This window comes from Roseomonas elaeocarpi (assembly GCF_042433915.1).
In the GTDB taxonomy this organism is placed as follows: domain Bacteria; phylum Pseudomonadota; class Alphaproteobacteria; order Acetobacterales; family Acetobacteraceae; genus Roseomonas; species Roseomonas elaeocarpi.
In genome coordinates, this window is sequence record NZ_JBHLUN010000014.1 from 1 (window position 1) to 25,901 (window position 25,901).

A 25,901-nucleotide genomic window follows, 5' to 3' on the forward strand; every position below is an offset into this window, starting at 1 on the left:
GAACCCCCACTCATCTTTTTTTCGGAACGCTGCCGCGGGAAGGTGGCCGGGAGTGTGCGCTCTGGGTCATGGACCCGGAGCGAGGGACAGGTCAGCAAGCGCTGCCAGGGAGCCTTGTTCATTTCAGCAGCGTCGGCGGCGCCGTACCGCGATCGGTTTTCAGCCTTCCCGCGGCAGCGTCCCGAAAAAAGATGAGTGGGGGCCCGGGGGAGAGAATTCCTTCTCTCCCCCGGCGACGCCGCCCTGGCGCCCGCACGGTCAGGCCAAAACCCCGCCGACCTCCTCCACCTGCCGTGGCGCCTGACCCTCGATCAGCGCCCGCCGCGCCCCGATCGCCTCGGCCAGGTGATCCAGCAGCACCCGCACGCGCGGCGTGTGCCGCAGGTCGGGATGGGTGAGGAGCCAGAGATCGGTGGCGAAGTCCGGCTCCGGCGGCGCCAGCCGCACGAGGTCGGCCCGCGCGTCGCCCACGAAGCAGGGCAGGTGGCCGATCCCGACCCCGGCCGCCACCGCCTGCGCCAGCCCCATCACCGTGTCGAAGCGCGCGGCCAGCCGGGCGGGTGCCGCCAGCGCCTGCGTGAAGCGGGCGACCTTCAGCGCGCCGAGGTTGTCGCCCAGCCCGACCCAGCGCGCACCCCCCGCCGCCAGCGCCGCCCCGGGTGGCGCTGCCTCTGGCGGTCCCGCATCGGACGGCGCCGCCCCGGGAGACGCCGCTCCCGCCCCGGAGGCCGGCCCCGCCGCGCCGTAGAGCGCCCAGGCGATCCGCGCGGCGCGGCGGCCCACCAGCGTGTCGGGCGGGGCGTCGGTGGCGCGCACCGCCACGTCCGCGTCGCGCCGCGACAGGTTCAGCGACGCGTTGCCGGTCACGACGTCGAGGCGGATCGCCGGGTTGCGGCGGCAGAACTCGCTCAGCATCGGCATCAGCAGGTCGGCCAGCAGCGTGTCGCTGGTGGCGATCCGCACCTCGCCCGAGGGCGCCACCGCCTGCCCCGCGAGCCGGCGCGTCACGTCGGTGATGTCACGGTCCACCCGCGCGGCCAGCGCCGCCACCTCCTCGCCGGCGGCGGTCAGCGCGTAGCCGGCGCGGTGCCGCTCGAACAGCGGCTGCCCCAGCGTTTCCTCGATCGTCTTGAGCCGCCGGAACACGGTGGAATGGTCGATGCCGAGCCGCGCCGCCGCGGCGGGCAGGTTGCGCGTGGCCGCCACCGCGTCGATCAGGCGGAAATCGTCCCAGGCCAGGGTCCGGGCGGGTTCCTTCAAGGGCGTCCTCCTCCGTCGGCCGGCAGGAATAGCACGCCGCGCCCGCTCATCCCGTGGCGGCGCAGGGGCACGCGGGCATCCATGGCGCGGCGTGGCGCTGGTGCCGGGGCGCGCGGGCGGCGCGGCGCCTGCCGGAAAGCCCCGCCGCCACCGTTGCGAGGCTGGGCGCGAGAGCGGGCCGGGCCGGCAGCAGGGGCAGAACCCCGTGCACCAGCAGGGGGAGGAGGAGGTCTGGCAGAACCAGGCCCCTCACCTTCATCCAGGCCTGGGCGACCACCAGCAGGCTGGGCGCCAGGCGTGCCAGGGTCATGGCGTAGGAGGTGAGAAGGGGGTCGAACACCGGGAAAGCTCCACATCGTCCAGCGGACGGAGCGGCACCCTGATGCCGGCCACGGAACAATGCCATCACCCTTACCGCAAGATCGGCATTGCACGGGTGCAATCACTTCACCCTGTCTTTCCGCCCTGCCCCGGCGCATCTGTGGCGGCAACGGAGCCGCCGGGCTCCACCCCGAAGCAGAGGCACCTCCCATGGCCACTCCCATCCACGGCATCCACCACGTCACCGCCATCGCCGGCAACGCGCGGCGCAACCTCGACTTCTACACCCGCACCCTCGGGCTGCGGCTGGTGAAGAAGACGGTGAACTTCGACGACCCCGGCGCCTACCACTTCTACTACGGTGACGCGGCCGGCAGCCCCGGCACGATCCTGACCTTCTTTCCCTGGGAACACGCCGCCCCCGGCCGTGCCGGCGCGGGTGAGCTGAGCGAGACCGCCTTCCGCATCCCGCAGGGCGCGGTCGGCTACTGGACCGGGCGGCTGATGGATCACGGCCTCCAGCGGACCGAGCGCTTCGGCGAAACCGTGCTGCGCTTCCAAGACCCCGACGGGCTGCCGCTCTCGCTGGTGGCGATCCCGGGCATCGAGAACGAGCCCGCCTGGGACAGCACCACCCATGGCGGCGCCTCCTCGAGCGACGCCGTCCCGGCCGAGCACGCGCTGCGCGGCTTCCACGGCGTGACGCTGACGTTGGGCGCAACGGCGGCGACGGGCGCGATCCTGACCGACGTGTTCGGCTTCCGCGAGGCGGCCAAGGACGGCGACACGCTGCGCTTCCAGGTGCCCGACCAGCCCGGCGTGCCCGGCGGCATCGTTGACCTGCGCGCGGTGGCGGGCCTGGCGCCCGGCCGCCTCGGTCGCGGCTCCGTCCACCACCTGGCCTTCCGCGCGGCGGATGACGCGGCCGAGATGGAGATGGTGCGCAAGCTTGCCGCCAATCACGGGTTGCGCACCACCGAGCAGAAGGACCGCGACTACTTCCGCTCGGTCTACTTCCGCGAGCCCGGCCACGTGCTGTTCGAGATCGCGACCGACATCCCCGGCTTCGCGGTGGACGAGCCCGCCGACAGCCTGGGCCAGGCGCTGAAGCTGCCGCGCTTCCTGGAAGCCCACCGCCGCGAGATCGAGCAGGCCCTGCCCGCCCTCGCCTGAACCCTTCCCGGCCGGCCTTTCCCCGGCCGGACACCCCCATCGCGGGCCGCACCCCTTCCCCGGTGCGGCCCGGGAGCCCGACACCCCATGAGCCAGACGCTCCTCCTCCCGCCCCACCGCTTCGAGCCCGGCACCGACGCCGCCCGCCCGCCGATCCTGCTGCTGCACGGCACCGGCGGCGACGAGAACGACCTCCTGCCGCTGGGCCGCCTCGTGGCGCCGGGCGCCACCCTCGTCTCGCCGCGCGGCACGGTGCTGGAAAACGGCATGCCCCGCTTCTTCCGCCGCCTGGCCGAAGGCGTGTTCGACGAGGACGACCTGCGCCGCCGCACCGACGACCTCGCGGCGTTCGTGCGGGACATGCAGCACCGGCACGGCCTCGCCGCCCCGGTGGCGCTGGGCTTCTCCAACGGCGCCAACATCGCGGCCAGCCTGCTGCTGCGCCACCCGGCGCTGCTGCGCGGCGCGGTGCTGCTGCGCGCCATGGTGCCCTTCCGCGTGGCGCCCCCGGCGCAGCTCGACGGAACCCCGGTGCTGTTGCTCTCGGGCGCGGCCGATCCCATCGTACCGGCGGCCGTCAGCGCGCGGCTGGCCGCCATGCTCACGGATGCGGGCGCCGCGGTGACGCACCGGACGCTGCCCACCGGTCACGGGCTGTCGCAGACCGACGTGAACCTCGCCCGCGACTGGATCGCGGCCTTGCCGGGAGAATCCGCATGAGCGTCGAAACCGATCCCGCCGGGCTGATGCCAACCGGCGATGCCGCCGCTCCCGTGGCGCAGGTCATCGTGCCGCGCGCCCACGACATCGGCGGCTTCGAGGTGCGCCGCGCCCTGCCGGCGACCGAGCGGCAGATGGTCGGCCCCTTCATCTTCTTCGACCAGGTGGGGCCGGGCGAGTTCCTCACCGGGCGCGGCCTCGACGTGCGGCCGCACCCGCATATCGGCCTGTCCACCGTGACCTACCTGTTCGACGGAGAGATCCAGCACCGCGACAGCCTGGGCACCGATCAGGCGATCCGCCCGGGCGACGTGAACTGGATGACCACCGGCCGCGGCATGGTGCATTCCGAGCGCACGGACCAGCAGCTGCGCACCCACAGCAACCGCCTCTTCGGCATCCAGTCCTGGGTCGCCCTGCCGCGCGACCAGGAAGAAACGGCGCCAGGCTTCGTGCACCATCCGGGCGCGACCCTGCCGGTGATCGAGGCCGGCGGCGCGCGGCTGCGGCTGGTGGCGGGCCACGGCTGGGGCGCGCGATCCCCCGTCGCCACGCCCTCCGACCTGTTCTACGCCGACGCGGTGCTGGCCCCCGGCGCCGCCATTCCCCTGCCCGACGAGCACGAGGAACGCGGCGCCTACGTCGTCGAAGGCGAGGTTTCCGTGGCGGGCGACCGCTTCGAGGCCGGGCGGATGCTGGTGTTCCGCACCGGCGACGGGCTGGCGCTTCGGGCCGGGCCGCGGGGCGCGCGGCTGCTGCTGCTGGGCGGCGCGGTGATGGACGGGCCGCGCCACCTGTTCTGGAACTTCGTGTCCTCCTCGCGCGACCGGATCGAGCAGGCCAAGGCGGACTGGCGCGCCGGCCGCTTCGGCACGGTGCCCGGCGACGACCAGGAGTTCATCCCCCTGCCGGTGGAACGCGTGCGCGCCGCACCCGTGGCCCAGGACACCGCGGCGGGTTCGCCGACGAGCTGAGGCACGGCAGGGATCACGGACCAGGGTGGCGGTGCGGAAAGGGGAGGATCCCCGCCGCGCCGCCAAATTCGACCCAAGATGAGCGGGTTCTAGGCATCGCTCATGTCGTTCAGAATTGCGGTTCGAAATCGGTACATTAGGCGATCAGCCTCCCATGTTGTCACGTTTGCTTCATGCGAGATCTCTGCCAGATGAGCTTCAGCCTCTTGGTAGCGTATCGAGTTTGCAATGCCAGTGGGCTTAACACCTCGTGGAACTTGATTGAACAACGCCAGAACTATTTGCAAAATGTTGCTATCAATAGCGAATGCTTTTTTTAAGCTATCAGGATGGCTGTCCATCCACATATTGCGCGCATACTTGTGGCTTATTCCTTTAAACTGAGACATGAAGGCAATCTTCTCGGTGTCAGACGCTCCCAAGAGATCTGTGGCAGCTTTCGCAGGACCACCCGCCGCTTCAAAAATTTGCACGGCATGCGTCAGATAGCCACAAAACCGATCAGGATAGCGATAGCCAACACCGTGTAGTTGTTCAGCGAGAAAACCTTTGCGCGCAGCCTCATCATGAATGGCCGCCACATTTGAAAAGGCTATGCAAGGCAATCTCGCCTCGACATTTTTCCAGACTCTGTTTCCTTTATTCTGAACCGTGGAAAAAGATAGCACCAACCCACGCCACATCCACTCGGAGCTGGCACGGAGCGCCTCAGCCTCCCCTCGCATTGCCTCCAAATGCTTCATTCCGTCGCGAGACAAAGCATGTGTGGAAATGCTTTTGATAAGCCGTGCCCGGTGACCTTGATTTATGATCCAATCCACGTGCTTTCCCTGCCTGACCTGCTGTCGGCAGCGTAGCTAGGTTGGGGGGTGCGTGTCCCAGGCGTTCTCACATCGAATGCAGGCACGACCGCCAAATAGGTTCGCAGCACGCTCCATCTTTTCCAAACGCCGTGAAGTAGCGCGCCAGCCCGCGCATGCATGGGCAGGCACCCGGGGTGAGGGCCCAGGCTGCCGCTGCTCGATCCACCCTCCGGCCCGACGGCACCCGCACCGCCCCCCGGCTTCAGCCGCCGAAGTAGCCCGCCCGCCCGATATCCTCGATCAGCCCCGGCCCTTGCGGCGCCCAGCCGAGCAGCGCCCGCGTCTGCGCGGCCGAACCCGCCATCTCCGCCCCGGCGAAGCGGCTGAGCCAGCCGAAATGCCCTTCCGCCGCCTCGGGCCGCAGCGACACCGCAGGCACGCCCAGGCCCCGGCCGATCGCCGCCGCGATGTCGCGAAACGGCACGGCCTCCTCGGCCACCGCGTGATAAGGCCCGTCCGCCGCCCCGCGCTCGATCGCCAGCCGGAACACCCGGGCGGCGTCGTGGCGGTGCACCGCCGACCACGGGTTCGCCCCGTCGCCGACGAACGCCGAGACCCCAGCCTCGCGCGCGCGGTGGATCAGCATCGGCACGAAGCCGTGGTCGCCCTCGCCATGCACCGAGGGCGGCAGCCGCACCACGCCCGCGCGCACCCCGCGCGCCCGCAGCGCCTCGGCCGCCGCTTCCGAGGCGCGGGGAAAGCGATCCGGCGGCGGCGGCCGGTCCGCCTCGGTGGCGGGGCGGCCGGTGGCCAGGTGCGCCAGGCCCGAGGTCACCAGCAACGGCCGCTCGCTGCCTTCCAGCCCGGCGCCCAGCGCCTCGATGGCGCGGCGGTCGAGCGCGCAGTTCTCGAGAAAGCGCGAGAAGTCGTGGTTGAAGCCGGTGTGGATGACGCCGTCGGCACCTTCCGCGGCGCGGCGCAACCCTTCGGTGTCCTCCAGCGTGCCGCGCTGCACCTCGGCACCCGCCGCCCGCAGCGCCGCGGCGCCGGCGTCGGAGCGCGCGAGGCCCAGCACCCGGTGCCCGGCACCCAGCAGTTCCCGCACCACGGCGGTGCCGACGAAGCCGGTCGCGCCGGTGACGAAGATACGCATGGTGATTGCCTCCGCGGATGATCCGCGCGCAATCTCGGGGCGCGGCTCATCCCGGTGAAGCCGAAAGGTTACACGGGTATAAACCCTAACAGGCTGCCCATGCCCGACGGCAACGAGAACCACCTGGGGCGCTACCTGCGCGACCGCCGCACCCGGCTCGACCCCGCGGCCTTCGGCATCACCGGCACGCGCCGGCGCACCGCCGGGCTGCGGCGCGAGGAAGTGGCACAGCAGGCCAATGTCAGCGCCACCTGGTACACCTGGCTGGAGCAGGGCCGCGGCGGCGCCCCGTCGGCCGAGGTGCTCGACCGCCTCGCCCGCGCCCTGATGCTGACCGAGGTCGAGCGCGAGCACCTGTTCCTGGTGGGCCTCGGCCGCCCGCCCGCCGTGCGCTACCAGCCCGGCAGCGTGACGCCCAGGCTGCAACGCGTGCTCGACGCGCTGGAGCTCAGCCCGGCGCTGGTGCGCACCGCCACCTGGGACGTGATCGCCTGGAACCGGGCCGCCGCAGTGCTGCTGACCGACTACGCCGCCCTGCCGCCGGAAGGGCGCAACGTCCTGCGCCTCGTCTTCCTCGACCCGCGCGTGCGCGCCGCCCAGCTCGACTGGGAAGGCGTCGCCCGCTTCGTGGTGGCCGCCTTCCGGGCCGACGCGGCGCGCGCCGGCGCCACCGCGCAGCGCGACGCGCTGGTGGCGGAGCTCAGCCAGCGCAGCCCCGAATTCGCGGCGATGTGGCGCAGCCAGGAGGTTCGCGGCCACGGCGAGGGCGCCAAGGGCATCCGCCACCCGGTCGCCGGCACGGTCGCGCTGGAATACTCCTCCTTCGTGGTGGAAGGGCGGCCTGACCTCGGCATGGTGGTCTACAACCCCTCGACGCCGGAGGACGCGGCGCGGATCAGGTCGCTGCTGCGGCCGCGGTGATGGTGGCGGGGGCGAGGCGCAGGAAAGCCTTGCCAAGCGGCAGCACGCGAGATATAGGAATTATATCCTGTTCTGAACTCCGCTCCCGTCCCGCCCCCGCTGCCCGGTGAGCGCCACCCGCGCCCTCCGTCTCAGCGCGTGGTCGCCATCCCGGCATTGATCACCGGCGTGGTGTCCTTGTCGCCCACCAGCACCACCAGCAGGTTGGCCACCATCGAGGCCCGCCGGTCGGCATCCAGCGCCAGCCCCTTGCGCTCCAGCGCCGTCAGCGCGTCCTCCACCATGTCCACCGCACCCGCCACGATCTTGCGCCGCGCGGCCAGCACCGCTTCCGCCTGCTGCCGCCGCAGCATCGCGCCGGCGATCTCGGGCGCGTAGGCCAGGTGGGTGATGCGCGCCTCTTCCACCGTGATGCCGGCGCGGCGCACGCGGTCCTGCAGCTCCCGCACCAGGGCGCCCATCACCTCGTCGCCGCCGTCCAGCAGCGTCGCCGGCGCCCGCGCCGCGCTTCGCGCCGGAAGCGGCATCCCGCCCGTGCCGGGTGCGGTCGCAGCGCCGCCCGTGCCCGGCCCCGTGGCGGGCAGATCGTCGGCGGCCTCCACCATCTCCACCTCCGCCGCGTCATAGGCGTGGGAACCCGCGATGCGGCGCAGCGCGGTGTCGCTCTGGACGCGGACGAAGCTCTCGTAGCTGTTGATCTCCAGCAGCGCGGCGGCGGCGTCGCGCACCGACCACACCACCGCGGCGCCGATCTCGATCGGGTTGCCCACCGCGTCGTTGACCTTCAGCGCCGCGATCTCGTGCGTGCGCAGCCGGCGCGACACCTTCGAGCGCGTGTAGAGCGGGTTGGTGAAGCGCAGCCCCATGGTTCCGTCGCTGCCGGCATAGGAGCCGAAGAGCTGGAACACCGCGCTCTCGTTGGGCGCCAGCACGTACAACCCGCGCAGCAGAAAGGCGGCCAGCACCAGCAGCACCACGCCGCCGGGGCTGAGAAACGGCCGGTTCACCAGCACGCTGCCCGCCCCCAGCGCCACGCCGCAGCCCGCGAGCACGAGCATCAGCAACAGCGCGACGTAGCCGTTGAAGGCGAGGCCCGGCCGATCCGTCACCGAGGGCTGCCGCGCCGCCTCCGCCCGTTCCACCCTGTCCATGCCGCGCATCCCCCACCCGGTTCACCACGAACCGCGCCGGGAAGCGGCACGGCGGCGGGCCGGTAAGATAGTAAGATGGTAAGATAGTAAGGAAGTAAGGCGAATTCCCCGTGAACCGGGGCGCGGCTCAGGACGCGGCGGTGAAGTCCAGCACCGGCTCGTTGACGCGGTCGTGGTGGAGGCGGAACACCGCCTGCCGCACCGCCTGATCGAGGCCGGGCCGGGCGTAGTACACGCCGCGGATATGCAGGCAGTGCGCGATGCCGCGCAGGAAGGCTTCGCGCAGCTCCATGTCCGGCACCGGCGGCAGCTTCCAGAAGGCATCCAGCGGCCCGGAATGCACGAGGCCGGGAATGCGGTAGATCGCCTGGCCCAGCGCGTGCACCGGCAGGTTGTCGATGATGGCGCGCAGGCCCACGGTGCTGTTCACCGTCACCACGCCCTGCACGCTCTCGACGATGTCGCCGAGGTTGCCGCCGCCCAGGTAGTACACCCGGTCCGCCACGCCGAAGCGCTCGGCGATGCGGGCGACGCGCCGGCTCCAGCGCTTCATCCCCGGATCGAGCGGGTGGACCTTCAGCAGCAGCTTGGCCTCCGGCGCCGCGTGCCGGCTGAAGGATTCCACCGTTTCGGTGATCGCGGTGTCCATGTCCGGATAATGCGAGTAGGCGCGCAGCGAGTAGTCGGTCTCCATCTGCATGGCGAAGAGGAACATCGGCCCCTTGCCCTGCAGCTCGCGCACGATCGCGTCGGCGCGCCGGTTGTCGTAGCGGCGCGACAGCAGCCGCAGCAGCGTGCCGCCGTACACCGCGAAGGGGCCGTAGAGCTGGTGGCTGCGGTAGTGCGGAAAGAAGACGCGCACGATCATCGCGAAGTGGTAGGCGATGTCCCAGATGCTCTGGTTGCGGAAGTTATCGCGGTGGTGGACCACGAAGTCCGGCGGCGGCAGCGCGCGGCCCATGTTGACGATGGTCTCGCGGTCGCGCGGGAACTGGCTCTCGGCATTCATGCCGTCGCGCTCCAGCACGATCCAGTCGGGGCGGATGTAGCCGAAATCGGTGGCCACCACGCGCATCCCGCGTTCCCGCGCGATGGCGATGGCGATCTTGTGCATCGGCCGCTGCTCGCCCAGCAGCACGAGGTCGGTGGCGCCGCGCTCCTCGAAGAGCTTGGTGATCCAGTCGGCCCAGTCGCCGAAGCGGCCGCGGTAGTTCAGCGCATCCGCGCCGTGCCAGATCAGCCAGTCGCCGAGGTTCAGGTTCACCCGCACCACCGCGTGGCCCAGCGCGCGCAACCCGGCGCCGACCTCGCGGAAGAAGGGGCTGATGGGACCCTGCAGGAACACGAAGGAGCGCCGCTCCGTCACGGCCGATCGACGCTCCGCGACGTGGCGATGAGGCCGGAGGATGCGGCCCCGGGCATCGCCGGGCGTGGCGCGACGCCGCGCGGCAGGGTGGGGTCCGCCCTCACGCCGCGGCCCCGTCCAGGGACCGGCGCCAGATGCGCCAGCGGCCGGTCTCGGGCGCCGGCAGGCGGCGCATGGTGGCCATCATCGCGGCGTTGTCTTCCAGGATCCAGGAGATCTGCAGCCGTCCCCAGCCGCGCCGCTCCGCGAGATCAATCGCGCGGCTGAGCATCGCCCCCACCGCCATGGCCGAGACGGTGGTGCCGCGCCACTGCTGCCGCACGCCCAGCAGCGGCATGCGCGCCGAGCCGACGCGGCCCATCAGCGCGCCCGCCATCGCCGCCCAGCCCGTCGGCCAGAGCCGCCCGTCCAGGTGCTGCGACACTTCCTCGAGGTTGGGCACCACCGAGCACAGCCCAATCGGCACGCCGTCCCATTCGGCGAAGAACACGCGGCCCGTGCCCAGCAGCGGGGTGAGCAGCTTGCGCATCACCCCGGCCTCGGCCTCGGACACGCTCTGCGCCGCCCAGTTGCGGGCCCAGGCGTCGGTGTAGATGTCGCGCAGGATGGCGATCTCGGCGCCCAGCCGCGCGAGGTTCATGCCACGCACCCGCAGCCGGTCGCGCCCGGGCCAGGCGGCGAGCACGGGTGCGAAGCGGGCGCGGTGCCGCTCCTCGGCCACGGTCAGCGTGCAGGCCACCACGTCCTGTTCCCGCCCGAGGCCACCATTCGCCGCCGGGTCGTCCAGCATGGCCGTCAGCCAGGGCGGGTTGCGGGGCATCCGCAGCATCGGCTCCCCATCGCCACCGGGCATCTGGGCGCCGACCTCGTGGTTGACCGAGAAGGAGACCGGCCCGCGCATCGCGGTGGCGCCCCAGCGCCGCAGCCGCTCCGCCGCGGCGTCGAGCAGCGCGCGCAGCACCGCCGGGTCCTGCACCAGCGCGGGGAAGCCGAAATTGCCGATCCCCGCCGTCGCCCCGTCGCGTGGCAGGGCGACCACGAGGCGACCGACAGCTTGCCCATCACGCCAGGCCAGCAGCCGCGCCAGGTGCCACTCGCTGAGTGCGGTGTTGAAGCCGGGGTCGAAGACGCGGCGCGATTCGTACAGCAGCGGCACCGTCCAGCCGGCCGCCTCGCCGCCGAGGCGCGACGGCAGCGCCAGCCAGAGCTCGGCCTCCGCCGCACCGGTGACCTCACGGACCTCGATGGTGGTGCTCAGCGTAGTGTGTCCGGCAGGGTGGACCTGCCCTCTGCACCCGGAACCGGCGCGCCGCAAGACCGGCGCCCCCATGGCTCAGCCATGCAGTTCCAGGGGCGACAGGCTCGCCGTGGCGTCCGCCAGCACGTCCACGGCGCGGCTCAGCTGCGCCTCGGTGTGCTCGGAGGATATGAAGAAGCGCAGCCGCGCCGCCTGCTCGGGCACCGCCGGGAACACGATCGGCTGCACGTTGACGCCGCGCGCGAACATCGCGCTCGACAGCCGCGCCGCCCGCACGGAGGAGCCCGTGATGATCGGCACGATGGCCAGCCCTTCCGAGGCGCCGGTGTCGAAGCCCCTCGCCCGCGCCCGGTCGCGGAAGAAGCGGGCGTTGTGCTGCAGCTGCCGCACGCGCCAGGGCTCGGCCTGCATGATGCGCAGCGATTCCAGCGCCGCGGCGCCGAGTGCCGGCGGCAGGCCCACGGAATACACGAAGCCGGGTGCGGTGTGGCGCAGCCACTCGATCAGGTCGCGCCCCGCCGCGATGAAGCCGCCGCAGCCCGAGAGCGTCTTGCTCAGCGTGCCCATCCAGATGTCGACCTCGCCCGGATCGACGTTCTGTGCCTCGAAGATGCCGCGCCCCGTTTCGCCCAGCACGCCCAGCGAGTGCGCCTCATCCACCATGAGCCAGGCGTCGTGCCGGCGCGCGATCTCCACGAAGCGCGCGAGGTCGGGCACGTCGCCGTCCATCGAGTAGTGGCCCTCGATCACCAGCAGCGCGCGCCCGGCGTTGCGACGCGCCGCCGCCATCTCGCGCTCCGCCGCGCGCCAGTCGTTGTGCGCGAAGGGGATGCGCCGCGCGCCCGACAGGCGGGCGCCCTCGGTGCAGGAATTGTGGATCGAGGCGTCGTGCACGATCACGTCGCGCGCGCCCATCAGGTGCCCGATGACGGTGACGTTGGTGGCGTGGCCCGACACCATCACCAGCGCGGCCTCGGCCTCGTAGTTCGCGGCGATCGCGGCCTCGAGCTCGTGGTGGATCGGCCGCTCGCCGCTCACGAGGCGTGAGGCGGAGGGCGACACGCCGTAGCGCCCGACCGCCGCCACGGCCGCCCCCGTGACGCGCGGATCGCCGTTGAGCGCGAGGTAGTTGTAGGAGGAGAAGTTCAGGTATTCCGCGTTGCCGATCACCGTGGTGGCGCCGGCGATGCCGTTATGGGCGCGGAAGAAGGGGCTCTCGATGTCGAGCTCCTCCACCGCCGTCTGCATCAGCGCGAAGTCGCGCATCCCCGGCAGGTCCGAGAAGCCACGCCGCTTCGCGCGGCCGGGCGCCGCGGCCTCGCCCGCGTCGTCCTGCCGCGCCCGCCGCTTGGCCAGGCGCTGCAGCAGGGCGATGCGCGCGCCGGCGGAAAGGCCGAATCCCTGAGTCACTCGGCGGCTTCCTGCACCACGTCGTTCCGCTGCGCGGCGGAAGGCTCGAACTGTTCCAGCAGCACCGCCACCTGCGTTTCCTCCGAGCGGCCGCCGTGCAGCCCCTCGATCACCCGTGCGGCCAGGCTTCCCAGCGTCAGATCCTCCGTCACGGCCGCGAGCGGCACCGAAAGGCCCAGCCGCTGTTCCAGCGCACCGCGCAGCTCCAGCCCGCCCAGGCTGTCCAGCCCCAGGCGCGCCACCGGCATGTCGGCCGGCATCGCCTCCACCGGCAGGCGCAGGATGCGGCCCAGCTCCTCGGCGGCCAGGCGCACCAGCAGCGTGCGCGCTTCCTCGACCGGCAGCGCCGTCAGGTGGGCGCGCATGTCCTCGACCTCGGCCGCGCCGCCGCCGGCCTCGCGCACCATGGCGAAGGCGGGCTCGCGCAGCACCGGCAGCGCGGCGCCCAGGCGCCGCCAGCCCAGCCGCGCCAGGTGCACCACCGGGCGCGGGCCCGACAGCAGCTCCGGCAGGCGGTCCAGCGCGTCGCGCGCCGTCATACTCTCGACCCCTAAGCGCCGCGCCAGCGTGGCGGCGGTGCCGGTGTCACGCGCCAGCACGCCGGCGTCACTGATCGGCCCCCAGCCCACGGCGAGCGCCGGCAGACCGCGGGCGCGGCGCGCGCGCGCCATGGCCTCCAGCGCCGCGTTGGCGGCGACGTAGTTGCCCTGTCCCGGATTGCCCAGCGGCGTGGTGGCCGAGGAGAACAGGAGAAACAGTTCCGGCGCATCCTCGCGCGTCAGCACGTCGAGGTTTTCCGCCGCCGCGAGCTTGGGCAGCAGCACGCGGGCGAAGCGCGCGGTGTCGAGCGCCTCCACCGCGCCGTCGTCGAACACCGCGGCCGCGTGCACCACGCCGCCGATCGGCCCTTCCGCCCGCAGCGCCCGCAGCACCGCGCCGAGCGCTTCCGCGTCCGTCGCGTCGCAGGCGTGGACCGAGGCGCGCGCGCCCAGCGCCGCCAGCGCCGTGACCGCCGCCTCGATGCCCGTGGCGGCCGCGCCGCGCCGCGACACCAGCGCCAGGCGCGAGGCGCCGTTGGCCGCCAGCCACTTGGCGCATTCCAGCCCGAAGCCGTTGGTGCCGCCGGTGATCACCACGGCACCCTGCGGCGCCTGCCAGCGCGGCGCCTCGGCGGCGGCAACCCGCGGCGGGATCACCACGATCTTGCCGATATGCGCGCTGGCCTGGAGGGTGCGGAAGGCTTCCTCCACCTCCTCGGCCCGGCGGGTGATGCGCGGCAGCGGCATCAGCTCACCGGAGGCAAGCCGCGCGCAGAGCGACTCGATGATCCGTGCCGCCTCGGCCGGCCGCGCGGCGGGCAGCTGGTCCACGTCCACGCCGAAGTAGGAGATGTTCTTGCGGAATGGCCGCACGGCGATGCGGCGGTCCTCGGCGTAGTCGCGCTTGCCCAGCTCGATGAAGCGGCCCCAGGGGCGCAAGAGGGCGATGGAACGCTCCATCGCCTCGCCGGCGAGCGAGTTCAGCACCACGTCCACGCCCTCAGGCCAGGAGCGGCGCAAGACGTCGGCGAAGCCCGGGTCGCGGCTGTCGAGCACGAGCTCGGCGCCCGCCGCGCGCAGGAAGGCGCGCTTGGCCTCGGTGCCCGCGGTCATCGCCACCCGCGCCCCGGCGGCGCGCGCCACCTGCAGCGCCGCCAGCCCCACGGCACCGGCGCCGCCATGCACCAGCACGCGCTCGCCCGGCAGCACGCGGGCGCAGGATTCCAGTGCCCAGGCCGCGGTCAGGAAGGCCACCGGCACCGTCGCGGCGGCGGCGAAGCCCAGGCCTTCGGGGATCGGCGCGATCGCCTCGGCCCGCGTCAGCGCGTGGCTGGCGAGCGCGCGCGGCGCGAAGCCGAAGACGCGCATGCCCGGCCGCAGCGACACGCCGAGGCCGGCCGCTTCCACCGTGCCCGCGAATTCCATGCCCAGGCCCGGGCCGGCAAAGCCGTCCTGCAGGGTTTCTTCCGGCAGCAGCCCTTGCGCCCACATCAGGTCGCGGAAGTTCAGCCCGGCCGCCTCGACGCGCACCGAAACCTCGCCCGGACCCGGCGCCGCCGGCGTCAGCGTGTCCCATTCCAGCGTGCCGAGCTGCCCGGGATGGCGGACCGCGAGGCGCGACGGGCTTTCCGGCGGCCCGTTGTCGGCCAGACCGGCGCGCAGGCGCGGGGCGCGGCGGCTGTTCTGCGCCAGGAGGAGCTCGGGCTCCTCGCCCGGCAGCAGCAGCTCCGGCAGGAGGCGCGCCGCGGCCGCGGCCGGCGAGAGCGCGGCGTCGATCAGGATGCGGCGCGGCGCGAGGTCGGGCATCTCGTTGGCGAGCGTCCGGCAGAGCGCCCGTACCGCCTCGGCCTGCGGATGGGTGTCGTCGCCCTCGATCACCACGGTGAAGCGCTTCGCCGACCCTTGCGACGCCGAAGCCAGGCGGGCCAGCGCCGCCAGCGTGGTCGGCAGCGCCGCGCTGTCGGGGTTGCACACCGCGATCACGGCGGCGTCGCGCAACCGGCGCGGCGGCAGGGCGGCGGCGTCCTCCAGCCGCAGGCCGGCGGGCGTGGCGCCGGGCAGCAGATCGGCCAGCGCGTCGCGCAAGGCCGTGGCGCCGGTGTCGGCGAAGATCAGCGACGGAAGCGGCTCGGCCACCGTGGGCAGGGCCTGCGCCGGCGCGACGCGGCGGGCCGAGAGCAGCACCGTCGGCCAGGGTGCGGCGCGCAGCGGTTCGGCACGGCCCTGCGACCATTCCGCCGCGGGGTCGGCCAGCGCGTCCTGCCATTCCGGCAGGGCGGGCAGCGGACGGCTGGTCCACCAGCCGGCCTCCTGCCCCAGCACTAAGTCCAGCATCCGGCCGGGCAGGAGCTCGGCGAGCAGAAGGGCGCCGCCCTCGCGCAGCGCCGGCAGGAGGCGGCCGAGCACCGCGGTGCCGGAGCGGGCGCGCAGCGCGGTGCCGATGCCCACCACGAGGTCCACCGCCACCGGGCAGGCGGCCTCACCGGCCGGGTCCCAGTTCAGCGCTTCCACGGAAACATTGCCGCGCGCCGTGGGCAGGGCGCGGTTCTCGCCGGCCACGATGTGCAGCACCTCGCGCCCCGAAGCGGCCAGGACGCCGCCGAGGCGACGGGTGAGCGGCGCGCCGCCGAGGTCGAGCACGCGCAAGGGGCGTTCCGCCGGCCAGGCCATGGCCAGCGCCCCGGCGGCGGCGGCCAGGACCTCGGCCAGGCGGTCGAAGCCGCCGGCTTCCTCGTGCAGGGTCGGCGCGCTGCCGTGCGGCTGCGCCGAGAGCGCGGCCGGCAGGCGCTCGGCCGCCAGGGCCAGGGTGGCGAGGTCGTGCGCCATCGCCGGCTGCTCGGCCATGACCTGCTGCCAGATCTCCTCGGGCGCCGGCAGGTCCTCGTCGGCCAGCAGGTGCCAGACGCCGGCATCGGATTCCGCCAGACCGTCCTCTTCCAGCGCGCGCAGGAGGGCGGCGGCCAGCGGCGACTGCGCCGGGATCTGCGCCAGCGTGCCCAGCGCGCGGTGCGACACCGCGCCGGCCCAGCCTTCCAGCAGCATGGAGGCTTCGCTGAGGTCCAGCATCTCGTCGGCGCGGTCGGCCGCCAGCAGCGCCGCGGCCAGCGCGGGCTCGGGCGGCGGCAGCGCCGGGTCGGCCGCGGGCAGGTCTTCCAGCCGGAAGGGCGTGGCCTGGGCGTCCTCGCCACGGTTCAGGCGGACGCGCTGCAGCGTGGCGCCCTCGGCCAGCGCCACCACGGCGCCTTGCGCGTCGCGCAGCACCAGCCGCGCGGCGGCGGAGCGTTCGCCGGCGCGGTCGAGGATCAGTTCCGCCTGCGCCGCGGCGGCGCCGTCGCGGCGCACCAGCAGCCGCTCGAAGCGCACCGGCACCAGGGCCTCGCCGGCCGCGGCGGCAGCGGCCACGCGCGGCGCCAGCAGTCCGATCAGCCCCTGCAGCGCCCCGTCGAGGCGCACGGGATGGAGGTGGAAGCCCTGGTCGGCCGGCGCCGCCTCGGGCAGCGTCAGGGTCACCAGCGCGCGGTTCTCGCCGGTCAGCACGTCCTCGACGGGCCGGAAGGCCGGGCCGTAGTCGAGGCCGAAGCGGGCGGCCAGCGCGGTGATCTCGGGCCCCTCGACGCGGCGCGACGCGGGGAGCAGGGCGGCTGCGCCCTCGGGCAGGGCGGCGGTTGTCGCCTCGCCCACCCGGCCGCGGGCATGCAGCGTCCAGCTTTCCTCGGCCAGGCGGCGGCGGCTCTCGATCGTGACCACGCCGTCGTCGCCCAGGCGGCAGCGCAGCTGGCGCGCCTCGTCGGCCGCCAGCGGCAGGGGGCGCAGGATCTGAAAGGTCGCGAGCTCGATCACCGCGGCGTCGGGGAAGCGCAGCGCCGCGGCGGCCACCGCCATTTCCACCATGCCGGCCGCGGGCATCACCGCCTCGCCGCCCAGCTGGTGGTCGGCCAGCCAGGGCTCCAGCGCCGTGTCGATGTCGCGGGTCCAGCGGAAGGTTTCGTTGTCGCGCCGCACGCCCAGCAGCGGGTGGTCGTGGCTGGCGTCGTGCAGGCGGTTGCTCTCGTGCGTGCCGCTCAGCCAGTGGCGTTCCCGCGCGAAGGGCGAGAGCGGCAGGCGGCGCTCGGCCGGACCGCCATAGGCGGGGCCTTCGCGCGGGTCGGCGCCGCGCACCGTGACGCGGTCCGCCACGGCGGCCACCGCGTCATTGGCGTGGAAGCTTTCCGGCTTGTCGCGCCGCGACAGGCTGAACAGCACCTGCGACGGCGCCTGCGCGGCGCGCGTGCCCTCGCGCAGGTAGGATTGCAGCACCGGGTTGGGGCCGATCTCCAGGAAGAGCCGCGCGCCCTCGTGCGCGGCGGCGCCCACGGCCTCGCGGAAGCGCACCGGCGCGCGCAGGTTGCGCCACCAGTAGTCGGCATCCGCCGCCTCGCCCGGAAGGATGGCGCCGGTGACGGTGGAGATGAAGGGCAGCGCCCCGCCGCGCGGCGCGATGTTGCGCAGCGAGCGCAGCAGCTCGCCCTGCACCGGGTCCATCGCGGCGGAATGGAAGGCGTAGTCGAGGTCGAGCGGGATGCAGTTGGCGCGCTGCGCCTTGGCGGCCTCCACCAGCCGGGCGACGGCCTCGGCGGGGCCGGCCACGGTGACGGCGCGCGGCGCGTTGAAGGCCGCGATCTCCAGCCCCGGGCCGCAGGAGGCCAGCAGGGGCGCCGCTTCTTCCGCCGAGAGCGCCAGCGCCGCCATGCGGCCTTGCCCCACGGTGCGGTGCTGGGCGGCGGAGCGCGCCACCACCAGCCGGGCCGCGCCGTCGAGGTCGAGGATGCCGGCCGCCAGCGCCGCCGCGGCCTCGCCCACCGAATGGCCCAGCACGAGGTCGGGCCGCAGCCCTTCCGCCGCCAGGGCGTGGAGCAGCGCCGCCTGCACCGCGAAGAGCAGCGGCTGCGCCACGTCGGTGCCGCGCAGCGCTTCCTCCGTCACGCCCTCGGCGATGCGCTCGGCCGCGGACCAGCCCAGCAGCGGGCGCAGCGCGGCGTCGGCCGCCGCCATGCCGTCGCGGAAGTGACGGCTGTTGGCCATGGCGTCGCGCGCCATGGCGGGGAACTGCGCGCCGTTGCCGCTGAACACGAAGGCGAGCTTGCCGGGCGCGCCGGCCTGGCCTTCCGTGACCGCCAGCGGCCGGCGGCCCTCGGCCCAGTCCGTCAGCGCCTCGGCCAGGGAGGCCGGGCTGTCGCCACGCACCGCGAGGCGATGCGCCCGCAGGTCGCGGAAGCGGGCGGCGCCGCGCAGCAGCGCCGGCAGGGCGGCGGGCTCGGTGGCCTCGAGGCGTTCGCGCCAGCGCGCGGCGAGCGGCTTGAGCGCGGCAACCGAGGCGGCCGAAAGCAGCAGCGGCGGCAGCGGGGCCTGGGCAGCGTCCGCGAGGGTGATCGGGGCGGCGGCCTCCGCGCGGGTGCGGGCGGCGGGCGGCGCCGGGGCCAGCAGCACGGTGGCGTTGGTGCCGCCGAAGCCGAAGGAGTTCACGCCCACCACCGGCACCCCGCGGCCCGGGCCCACCAGCGGCTCGGCCACGGTCGGCACGCGCAGGTTCAGTGCGTCGAAGCCGATGTTCGGGTTGGGATTGCGGAAGTGGAGGTTGGGCGGAATGGTGCCGTGTTCCAGCACCAGCATCGCCTTGAGCAGCCCGGCCATGCCCGAAGCGGGCTCGGTATGGCCTATATTGGTTTTCACCGAGCCGATCGGCAGCGGCGTGCGGCGTTCGCGCGCCACGGCCTGGCCGATGGCCCAGGTTTCCACCGGGTCGCCCGCGGCGGTGCCGGTGCCGTGCGCCTCGAAGTAGCTGACGCGCGCGGGCTTCACCCCGGCGCGGTTGAGCACGCGGCGCATCAGCGCGGCCTGCGCCTCGGCATTGGGCAGCGACAGGCCGATGGTGCGCCCGGCGCTGTTGACGCCGGTGGCCAGCAGCACCGCGCGCACGCGGTCGCCATCGGCCATGGCCTGGTCGAGCGGCTTGAGCAGCACCGCACCCGCGCCCTCGGCCCGGACATAGCCGTCGGCCGCGGCGTCGAAGGCCTGGCAGCGGCCGACCTGCGACAGCATCGACGCCTTGGAGAAGCCGCTGAAGGCGTAAGGCGAGAGCAGCAGCTGCACGCCGCCCACCACCGCCGCCTCGACCTCGCCCCGCGCGATCGCCTGCACCGCGTGGTGCAGCGCCACCAGCGCCGAGGAGCAGGCGGTGTCGATCGTTTGTGCCGGGCCGCGCAGGTCGAACACGTTGGTCAGCCGGTTCGCCAGGATCGACAGCGTGTTGCCGGTCATGAAGTAGCGGTCGGCGCCCGAAGGGTCGCTCAGCCGCAACTCGCCGTAATCGGTGGAGGAGCCGCCGATCCACACGCCGATCTCGCGCCCCGCCACCGCGGAAGGGCGCCAACCGGCATCCTCGAAGGCTTCCGCCGTGACCTCGAGCAGGAGGCGCTGCTGCGGGTCGGCCTCGGCCGCCTCGCGCGGGGAAAGCCCGAAGGCCACGGCGTCGAAGCCCGACACGTCGCCCAGGTGGCCCGCGGCAAAGGTGTAGGACCGGCCGGGCTCGCCCTTGCGGGGGTGGTGGAACAGCCGCTGGTTGAAGCGGCTCTCCGGCAGGGTGGACACCGCGTCGCGGCCTTCCACCAGCAGCTGCCAGAAACCCTCCAGGTCAGGTGCGCCGGGGAAACGGCACCCTGCCCCGACGATCGCCACGGCCTGGGGTGCCAGGGGGCGAACCGTCTGATCCTTGTCCCGCCGTTGCGTTCTGCGCATTTCTAAAACTTTACGTTGCAGTGCGGTCGCTGACCAGAGCGTTGGTCAGGATACTCTCATGCAAATCGTGTTCCGGCGGTTTCGCCTGCCGCGCGGCGCCGCCCGGTGTTTCGCAGCCCGTGACGCGCGCCAGCAGCGCGTCCACGCGGCGGAAATGATCGTCCCAGCCGGGCGCGTGCCAGCCCTCGAGGCGCGACAGCTGCGCCGCGCGGGCCGGGCTGTCGGGCTGCGCGTAGTCGAGCACCAGCTCGCGCCAGCCGGCACCGTCGAGCGGGTCGAGGTAGTCGGGCACGGTTCCGCCGACCTCGCGCAGGGCGGGCAGGTCGGAGCAGATCGCCGGCACGCCCAGCGCCAGCGCCTCGGCGAGCGGGAGGCCGTAGCCCTCCACGAAGGAAGGGAACAGCAACGCGCGGGCGCCGCGCAGCAGGTCCGACACCCGCCGGTCGGGCAGCTGCCCGAGCTCGTGCACCGTGCCGCGCAGCACCGCGGAGCGGTCGAGGATGTCGACGATGTTCTCGTTCTCCCAGCCGCGGCGGCCCACGATCAGCAGGCGCGGCGTTTCGGCGCCGTAAACCCGCACGAGGTCGCGCCACAGGTGCAGCAGGAGAAGATGGTTCTTTCGTGGCTCGATCGTGCCGATGGTGATGAAGTAGGGCTCCTGCCGCACCGGGGGCCCGGGGATCGGCGCGGGCGGCTCGATGCCCAGCGGCGCGACCAGCACCGGCGGCGGCAGGGCGCGGGCGCGCAGGTGGGGTGCCAGCACGTTGGCGGTGTCGAGCGAGTTGGCGATCACCCCGTCGGCCAGCGCCGCGGTGGTGGCGATGCGGCGCAGGTGGCGCCCCGACTGTCCGGGGCGGGCATATTCCGGGTGGGTGGCGGGGATCAGGTCGTGGATCAGCGGCACGAAGGCGCAGCCCCGCGCGCGCAGGGCGCGGATCGGCCCCTGACGCTCCAGCGCGCGGTGCGACACCAGCAGGAAGGCCTTCGGACCGGGGCGGTTCAGCACGGACCGCAGCGACCCGACGCCCAACCCCAGCGTGGTACGCAGGCGCAGGCGGCCGGCCAGCCGCTTGGCGGCCTGGGCCTCGGGACCGGGTTCGCCTTCCAGCTGCCCGGACCAGGCGGCGCTCAGCGCCACCACCAGCTCCACCACCGCGGCGTGGGGCAGCACGCTCCAGCCGCCGGCGGGCGTGCCGGCCACGAAGGTGCAGCGCGAGGCGGGCAGCCCGGCCCAGCGCCGGGCATAGGCGAATTCCACGCGGTCGATGCCCGAAGGGGCCATCTTGCCGCCCGAGGCCAGCAGGCGCGACACGTCGAGCACGATGTGCGGCGTGGTCGCGGAAATCTTGGTCTGTCCTTCGCGCACCAGCGGGATGTCTCCGGACATGGAGGATCCGTCACCCAACTCATCGTCCTCCGCTAAAGCGACCGGACGCGTTCCCCCTTTCTGGAGGCCGTCGTCTTCGGCAACGGCACCGGCGTGACCATGACTGACACCGGCACTGGTTTCTAGCTTAACCGTTCGTCAATCATCAATCTCACAAAAGATACGATGCCGTAAAATTTATGTTGCAGCCACAACCATGGCGATAGTGACGTGAGGCGCCGAAAGGATCTGCGGCTCCGTTCGGCGGTTCCCAATTGCCAAGACCAAGATTTTGCGGCAGCGCGAAGGCAGGCGGACAGTGTTTCAGGCGGGAGTGAAGATGTGATCCGGGTCGCGTTTCAGCGTCACGGGGACGCGGCCGTTGCGGCAGGCCGTTGCCTGGATGAGCTGGGCGGTGCCGTGCCGCGCCTGCTGATCGTCTTCTGCGGCGGCAAGCTGGACGGCGAAACCGTGCTGCGCGTCCTCCATGAGCGGCTGGGCCCGGTGCCCGTGGTGGGCGGGGCGGCGGCGGGCGCGGTGTCGCGCGCGGCCTTCGGCTACAGCGGGCTGGAGCTGCTGGTCCTGGCCTTCGGCGAGGACGACCCCCTCCCCCAGATCGTGTCGGCCGAGCTGCTGCCCGACGAGGTCGCCGGCGGCCGGCTGCTGGGCGAGCGCGTGCGCGCCACGGCGGCACCCGATGCCACGGTGCTGATGCTGTTCGACAGCGTGGCCAGCCGGTCGCCGCTGCGGCTGCATCCCGGCAGCCTGATCGTGGAAGGCTTCGGCCAGGGGCTGGACGGGCACCCGGTGCGACTCGTGGGCGGCGGCACGCTCACGGACATGAACCTGTCGGACGGTTGGGTGTTCCACGACGGGCAGGTCCACCGGCACCTGGCGGTGGCGCTGGTGTTTCCGCCCGAGGTCACGGTGGAAACCGCGATCCTCCATGGCTGCCGCCCGGTTAGCACCTTCATGGAGATCACCCGCGTCGAGGGTGCCGAGGTATACGAGCTGGACGGCCAGCCGGCGCTGGGCGTGATCGAGCGGATGCTGGGCCTGTCGCTGGGCGCCACCCGCGGGCAGGAGCTGTCGCTGCTGGCGACGCTGGGACAGAAGCAGGGTGACCCTTTCGGCGACTACGACGAGAACGACTACGTCAACCGCCTGATCCTGAGTGCCAATCCCGAGACCGGCTCGGTGACGCTGTTTGAACCGGATTTCCGGCAGGGCGCGCTGGTGCAGATCATGGCGCGCGACAACATGCTGATGCTCGACTCCGTGCGCGCCGGCATGGCGGGCCTGCATTCGGCGCTGAGCGATCCGTCCTGCTTCCTCGCCCTCTATATCGACTGCGCCGGCCGGGCGAGCGCGCGTTCCGGCGCCCCGGTCGAGGAAGTGGAGATGGTGCTGCGCGGCCTGCCGCCCGGCGTGCCCTTCGCCGGCTTCTATTCGGGCGTGGAGATCGCGCCTTTCGAGGGCTACAGCCGGCCGCTGGACTGGACCGGCGTGATGACGGTGCTGCGCGTCGGCGAGGGGCGGGCGGAGGACGCGTGACGGTTTATCCCCCCGCCGCCACCCCGCCCCCCGGTGGGCCGGTACCCGGAGGACCGATCCCCGGAACCCCCGTGCCCGGCCCGGCGGGGCAGCTCGAGCGCGAGCTCGCCTATTACCGGCGCGAGTGCAACGCGCTGGGCGCGCGGCTGCTGCGCCTGCAGGAGGAACAGAGCCAGGCCTTCCGCGAGGCGCGGCGGTCGCGCACCGTGGCCAAGCTGATCCGCGAGGCCTATCGCCTGGCGGACCGCAACACCTCGCCCGCCGAGATCGGCGAGCCGATGCTCGAGATCGTGGTGGACAACGCCATGTGCGACCGCGCGGCCTTGCTGCAGGAACATCCCCGCGGCAGCCAGCGCTTCCGGCTGACCCACGCGATGGGCCTCGGGGGAGAGCACGGCGGCGAGGGCCCGGGCGCCTGGGTGTCGATCCCCTCGCCGCCCGCCTTCTTCTTCACCACCTCGCGCACCCGGCTCGAGCCGCCGGCCTACGAGCTGACCGGCATCCTGCGCCTGCCCTACATCCTGTGGGCCTACGACGCCGCCACCGGCATCGCGCTGATCCTGGGCAACCAGAGCGAGAGCAACGTGTCGCGTCCCTTCGAGGAAGCGGACCAGGAGCTGATCGAGGGCGCGCTGTCGGTTTATATCGACGTGCTGCTGCGCAAGCAGGCGGAGGTGGAGCTGCGCCAGGCCAAGAGCGTGGCCGAGGAAGCGAGCTCGGCCCGCTCGCGCTTCCTGGCGACGCTGACGCACGAGCTGCGCACGCCGCTCAACGCCATCATCGGCTTCAGCGAGATGATGGCCACCGGCTCCTCCTTCACGCCCTCGGAGGCGGATCGCGGGGAATACAACCGCCACATCCTGAACTCGGCCCGGCACCTGTTGTCGCTGATCAACGAGATCCTGGATTATTCCGCCCTGGCCGGCGGGCGGACGCCGCTGGCGCTGCGCTGGCTGCCGCTGGTGGAGATGGTCCGCGACGCGGCGAGCGCCGCGGGCGGCATGGCGGCGGACCGCGACCTACAGATCCTGATGGAGTTTCCGGTCCAGCCGGGGATCGACCCGGAGGCCCTGTGCTGGGTGCGGATGGACCGGACCCGCTTCCGGCAGATCCTGGACAACCTCCTGGGCAATGCGCTGCGCTTCACGCCCCCGGGCGGCAAGGTGGTGCTGCGCGTCACCCAGTCCGATCCCGCCGAGCCGCTGCGCATCGCCATCGCCGACAACGGCATCGGCATGGCGCCCGAGGACATTCCGCGGGCGCTGGAGCCCTTCCAGCAGGTGGGCGACCTGCTCAGCCGTTCCTCGCCCGGCACCGGTCTGGGCCTGCCGATCGCCAAGGGGCTGGTGGAGGCCCATGACGGCAGGCTCGAGATCGAGAGCGCGCCGGGGGTGGGCACCACCGTGACGGTGATCCTGCCGGCCGCGCGGGTGCACCACGGCGTCGAGCCCCCCGCCTGACGGCTGCCATGCCCGACGGGCGTCGGCGGCGCACAGGTCGCGGCACGCCGTGGCGGCCGTAGCCCGGCCCGCAGCGGCCGGAGCGGTACGCGAGGCCGGGTTCGGGCAGGATGTCTGCACGTCCTCCGGCCGCGCGGCGGGGTGAGCGCCGCCTGATCCGGGCCGTGACGCGGCACCACGCGGCCCCCGTCGCGACCTGTTCGCGCAGCCCTCCCGCCGGGGCTACGCGCCGTGGCGCCAGGGCCCCGGGTGCTTCCCGGATGGCGTTCAGCAGCTTTCCCCGGGCGGCCCGTGCCGCCGGAGTTTTCCGGGCGGCCTGCATCACCGGGCTGTCCCGCAGGGCTGATACCATCGGGCTGCTTCGCCCAGTTCACGCCATCAGGTTTCCCCACCCGGCTCATGCCACCGGGTTTTCTCACCCGGCTCACGCCGTCGGATTGTCCCACGTGGCTCACGCCACGATGCCGGGCGGCGTGGCGGCCAGGGTCGCGAGGTTGGCGTCCACCGCGCGGAGCAGGCCCCAGTTCTCGGTGTAGCCGGCCGGAAAGCCCGGCGAGCCCGCGTCGGAGTCCTGCTGGCGCGCGTGGGCGTAGGTGGTCCACTTGCGGTTGGCCGGGCGGCGGTGGTGGAAGTCGTGGCAGGGGGCGTCGCCCACCATCACGAAGACGCGCGAGAACAGCGTGGCGGTCAGCGTGTTGGCCCACCAGAACGCCCAGAGCACGAAGCCGCGCAGCGTGGTGGCGCGCTCGGCCGGGGGCATGGCGCCGGGAAAGACGCCGGTGGTGGAGGCGCAGACGAAGGCCTTGCCGCGCGCCTGGATCAGCTCGACCTCGGGGAAGCGGTGCTCGCACAGGATGCGGAACACGGTGGCGATCTGCAGCAGCACCGTCAGCGGCAGGATCCAGGCCACCAGGAACTCCGTCAGCGTGCCGGTCGCCGCGGCGATGGCGAAGGCGGCGCCGTAGGCGGCACGGCTGGTCCAGTCGTGCTGGCGGTCACCGCCGAACATCGCGGACTTGATGCGCTTGATCATGAAGGTGCCGTGGAACTTCGGGGAGACGAGGTTCACGACCACGCGGCGCCACAGCTCGCGCTTGCTGACGCCAGGCTCCAGCCGGCAGATGCCGAACACGAAGCCGGTGAACTCATCCTCGTCGGTCAGCATCTTGTTGGCGGAGTGATGCAGCATGTGCTCGCGCTGGTAGTCTTCGAAGCGCTTGAACAGCAGCAGCGCCGAGACGAGGCGGCCGACGGTGCGGTTGCGCTCGCGCGTCTTGAAGACGGTGCCGTGCGAGCAGTGGTGGAAGATCACCACTTGGAACACGCCCAGCCCCGAGGAGGTCGCGGTCAGCCCCACGAACAGCATCGCGGCCGCGAGCCACAGCGGCATCGCCACCGCCAGCGCCAGCACGCTCAGCAGCACGCCCGCCGCCATGGCGCCCAGCGCGCCGGCGACGAAGCTGTGCGCCGGGCGCTCGGGCGCATCCTCGCCCGGAGCGGGCTTGGCGGTGATCCAGGTCAGGAAGGGCTGTATCGCGCGGGGCAGGCGTTCGGCCATGCGCCCGCGCGGGTCGTCACGCAGGAAAGAGGCGGAGTGAAGCTGCGCCGGATCCGGCTGGCGGGAGGGAAGAAATGACATGTATATTTTCTCGCTCTGGTTGTGTTCGGCAGAATAGACTGTCACTGTCTTGCCGAACG

At 72.9% G+C, this 25,901-nt stretch carries 17 protein-coding genes; 6 read left to right on the top strand and 11 right to left on the bottom strand.

Annotation, left to right across the window (positions count from 1 at the left end; genetic code table 11):
* Positions 1-258: 258 nt before the first annotated feature.
* Both ACFFGY_RS18325 and ACFFGY_RS18330 read right to left on the bottom strand, forming a co-directional pair.
* Entirely contained in the window at positions 259-1,260 is a 1,002-nt protein-coding gene (locus ACFFGY_RS18325; protein ID WP_377045968.1) for a LysR family transcriptional regulator, read from the bottom strand.
* 46 nt (positions 1,261-1,306) lie between these two features.
* The gene (locus ACFFGY_RS18330; protein ID WP_377045969.1) at positions 1,307-1,600 is read right to left on the bottom strand and encodes a hypothetical protein; all 294 of its coding nucleotides are present in this window, start codon (positions 1,598-1,600) and stop codon (positions 1,307-1,309) included.
* 191 nt (positions 1,601-1,791) lie between these two features.
* Between ACFFGY_RS18330 and ACFFGY_RS18335 the strand changes: the two genes are divergently transcribed.
* From ACFFGY_RS18335 to ACFFGY_RS18345, 3 genes are all read left to right on the top strand, one after another.
* Positions 1,792-2,754 (top strand): ring-cleaving dioxygenase, encoded by a 963-nt coding sequence (locus ACFFGY_RS18335; protein WP_377045970.1) that lies wholly within the window; start codon positions 1,792-1,794, stop codon positions 2,752-2,754.
* A gap of 87 nt (positions 2,755-2,841) precedes the next feature.
* Positions 2,842-3,474, top strand: coding sequence for an alpha/beta hydrolase (locus ACFFGY_RS18340; protein WP_377045971.1), 633 nt, complete (start codon positions 2,842-2,844; stop codon positions 3,472-3,474).
* Positions 3,471-4,448, top strand: coding sequence for a pirin family protein (locus ACFFGY_RS18345; protein ID WP_377045972.1), 978 nt, complete (start codon positions 3,471-3,473; stop codon positions 4,446-4,448). The genes ACFFGY_RS18340 and ACFFGY_RS18345 overlap by 4 nt, the downstream gene beginning before the upstream one ends.
* An 89-nt stretch (positions 4,449-4,537) precedes the next feature.
* Here ACFFGY_RS18345 and ACFFGY_RS18350 read toward each other — a convergent pair whose 3' ends face one another.
* Together ACFFGY_RS18350 and ACFFGY_RS18355 are read right to left on the bottom strand one after the other, a co-directional pair.
* Positions 4,538-5,269 (bottom strand): hypothetical protein, encoded by a 732-nt coding sequence (locus tag ACFFGY_RS18350; RefSeq protein WP_377045973.1) that lies wholly within the window; start codon positions 5,267-5,269, stop codon positions 4,538-4,540.
* A gap of 244 nt (positions 5,270-5,513) precedes the next feature.
* The gene (locus ACFFGY_RS18355) at positions 5,514-6,404 is read right to left on the bottom strand and encodes an SDR family oxidoreductase (RefSeq protein ID WP_377045974.1); all 891 of its coding nucleotides are present in this window, start codon (positions 6,402-6,404) and stop codon (positions 5,514-5,516) included.
* 99 nt (positions 6,405-6,503) lie between these two features.
* On the opposite strand from ACFFGY_RS18355, the gene ACFFGY_RS18360 reads away from it, so the two are divergent.
* Positions 6,504-7,325, top strand: coding sequence for a helix-turn-helix transcriptional regulator (locus ACFFGY_RS18360; protein WP_377045975.1), 822 nt, complete (start codon positions 6,504-6,506; stop codon positions 7,323-7,325).
* A gap of 131 nt (positions 7,326-7,456) precedes the next feature.
* Here the strand turns inward: ACFFGY_RS18360 and ACFFGY_RS18365 are convergent, their stop codons facing one another.
* From ACFFGY_RS18365 to ACFFGY_RS18390, 6 genes are all read right to left on the bottom strand, one after another.
* Positions 7,457-8,476 carry an SPFH domain-containing protein gene (locus ACFFGY_RS18365; protein WP_377045976.1) on the bottom strand — a complete coding sequence of 340 codons (1,020 nt, stop codon included), beginning with the start codon at positions 8,474-8,476 and terminating at the stop codon, positions 7,457-7,459.
* 127 nt (positions 8,477-8,603) lie between these two features.
* Entirely contained in the window at positions 8,604-9,842 is a 1,239-nt protein-coding gene (locus ACFFGY_RS18370) for a capsule biosynthesis protein (protein ID WP_377045977.1), read from the bottom strand.
* 100 nt (positions 9,843-9,942) lie between these two features.
* The gene (locus ACFFGY_RS18375; protein WP_377045978.1) at positions 9,943-11,172 is read right to left on the bottom strand and encodes a GNAT family N-acetyltransferase; all 1,230 of its coding nucleotides are present in this window, start codon (positions 11,170-11,172) and stop codon (positions 9,943-9,945) included.
* A gap of 3 nt (positions 11,173-11,175) precedes the next feature.
* Positions 11,176-12,510, bottom strand: a complete 1,335-nt coding sequence (locus ACFFGY_RS18380) for an aminotransferase class I/II-fold pyridoxal phosphate-dependent enzyme (protein ID WP_377045979.1) — start codon at positions 12,508-12,510, stop codon at positions 11,176-11,178.
* Positions 12,507-19,763 (bottom strand): SDR family NAD(P)-dependent oxidoreductase, encoded by a 7,257-nt coding sequence (locus ACFFGY_RS18385; protein ID WP_377045980.1) that lies wholly within the window; start codon positions 19,761-19,763, stop codon positions 12,507-12,509. Before ACFFGY_RS18385 ends, ACFFGY_RS18380 begins: the two co-directional genes overlap by 4 nt.
* A gap of 70 nt (positions 19,764-19,833) precedes the next feature.
* Entirely contained in the window at positions 19,834-21,210 is a 1,377-nt protein-coding gene (locus ACFFGY_RS18390) for a glycosyltransferase family 4 protein (RefSeq protein ID WP_377045981.1), read from the bottom strand.
* A 399-nt stretch (positions 21,211-21,609) separates the two neighbouring features.
* Between ACFFGY_RS18390 and ACFFGY_RS18395 the strand changes: the two genes are divergently transcribed.
* Positions 21,610-22,743: an FIST signal transduction protein gene (locus tag ACFFGY_RS18395; RefSeq protein ID WP_377045982.1), complete on the top strand. Its 1,134-nt coding sequence runs from the start codon at positions 21,610-21,612 to the stop codon at positions 22,741-22,743.
* Positions 22,744-22,814: 71 nt separating this feature from the next.
* Positions 22,815-24,203 carry a sensor histidine kinase gene (locus tag ACFFGY_RS18400; RefSeq protein WP_377045983.1) on the top strand — a complete coding sequence of 463 codons (1,389 nt, stop codon included), beginning with the start codon at positions 22,815-22,817 and terminating at the stop codon, positions 24,201-24,203.
* Positions 24,204-24,654: 451 nt separating this feature from the next.
* On the opposite strand, the gene ACFFGY_RS18405 is transcribed toward ACFFGY_RS18400, so the two are convergent.
* Positions 24,655-25,842, bottom strand: a complete 1,188-nt coding sequence (locus ACFFGY_RS18405) for a fatty acid desaturase (protein ID WP_377045984.1) — start codon at positions 25,840-25,842, stop codon at positions 24,655-24,657.
* Positions 25,843-25,901: the final 59 nt, after the last annotated feature.